Source organism: Moorena sp. SIO3I6, assembly GCF_010672095.1.
In genome coordinates this window covers 1-1,522 of sequence record NZ_JAAHHU010001230.1, presented here as the reverse complement: position 1 = coordinate 1,522, position 1,522 = coordinate 1, and the positions used below count along the sequence as shown (strand labels likewise).

The 1,522-nt window shown below is 44.7% G+C and carries 2 protein-coding genes and 1 pseudogene; 1 reads left to right on the top strand and 2 read right to left on the bottom strand.

The features are described 5' to 3' along the window. Nucleotides 1–481 (top strand): annotated as a pseudogene (locus F6K49_RS47985) (anthranilate phosphoribosyltransferase); the annotation flags it as partial. 118 nt (nt 482–599) lie between these two features. Here F6K49_RS47985 and F6K49_RS47980 read toward each other — a convergent pair. Then, entirely contained in the window at nt 600–1,016 is a 417-nt protein-coding gene (locus F6K49_RS47980) for a hypothetical protein (RefSeq protein ID WP_293109660.1), read from the bottom strand. A gap of 200 nt (nt 1,017–1,216) precedes the next feature. Further along, on the bottom strand, nt 1,217–1,522 hold a 306-nt coding region (locus F6K49_RS47975), incomplete at its 5' end, for a PspA/IM30 family protein (protein ID WP_293109658.1).

Here is a 1,522-nt window from a genome sequence, read left to right as displayed (position 1 = left end):
ACCATTAGTCAATCCCCTGCGTCCTACCGGTCAGGTAATCGGTGTTTATGCTCCCAACTTTGTAGAGACTGTAGCGCGATCCTTGTGTTTGATGGGTACTCCCAACGCAATAGTTCTCCATGGCAGGGAAAAATTAGATGAGGCGGGATTGGCAGATGAAACTGACTTGGCACTGCTATCGGAGGGTAAAGTGCGACTTTTGAGTCTGAATCCAGAACATCTCGGTCTAACTCCTGCCCCTACTGAGTCCCTACGAGGGGGTGATGTAGCGGAAAATGGGGCAATTTTACAGAATGTTTTGCAAGGTAAAGGAACACCAGCCCAGCAGGATGTGGTGGCGTTAAATGCCTCATTAGCCCTTCAAGTCGCCGGTGTTATACCTCTCGAAGACCACACAGCAGGGATTGCTCTGGCAAAGGATGTTATGGCTAGCGGTGCCCCTTGGTTGAAGTTAGAGCAATTAGTGGATTTTTTAGCTTAACTCAGGAGAAGCCCCAGGTCTAACTCGTAAGGGTAACCTGGGATTATTAGCAGATGGTGCTAGCCAATTTGGAGATCCGAAGTTCCCTATTGCCTATTCCCTTCACCCAGCGCTATAGTTAATGACTGGAGATTAATGACTGGAGATATTTTCCCCACTCCACTGCCAAAGGAATTTCTGTAAAGGGAACTTTGACTGGATCTATGGGTTTGAGAAACTGAAATTCTAATGCGATCGCACGACCTTTATCCGGTGGTTGCTCTAAGTCAACCACTTGATTATCAACTAGCAAGTTGATTGATTTAACGTCTTTGAGGGAAAAGGTTTCTAGATTTACTGGTTCATTTCTAGTGGGTTTGCCCCAAGTCAGGTCACTGCCGTTTTGACCAAGCACGGCATAGATATCATACTTTGCCCGTTCAAACTGTTCAGCCCAGCGGCGATAAGCTTCAATCTTTTGGTATTCGTTCCAACCTGACCAAGCCAGCCAGCAAAATGCTGCTAGCAGAGGTAACCATAGTAAACCACGTTCCATTCAATTTTTTGGATCTTTACAACTAAACTATAGTAAGAATATATAGCAGTTCTGAATTCCTGGAAGTACCTCGTCCTAGATTTTAGGGAGTAGGGAGTAGGGAGTAGGGAGTAGGGGTAATAAAATTAAATCGACTCGATAAGTTATGGTTGCTGATAGCTAATCGCTCAAAGTCGTTTTCTAATGACTTGAGCAACCCACTAAGTTTGTTGCCAGTTCATACGGTTGCGAATCAATGTTTCTGTCATCTTCGCTAACTGGTCTAGTTGAGCTTTCTTGTCCGTCGCGCTTTTCTCATAGTTCCGCTTCCGGATCAAAGCCGCACGGGCTAAGTCTTCTCGATTGTTTTTAAGAGCTTGAATTGCCACTTCCTGCCAGACATTGATTTCTTTAAGTTCCTGTTTATACTTAGGTTGAATCTCATCCCAAACCACCCTGAGATCAGATAATGCTTGATTAAGTAACTGAGTTGTATCGTCTTGCTTTGCTCCCTGAAGTGCTTGTTT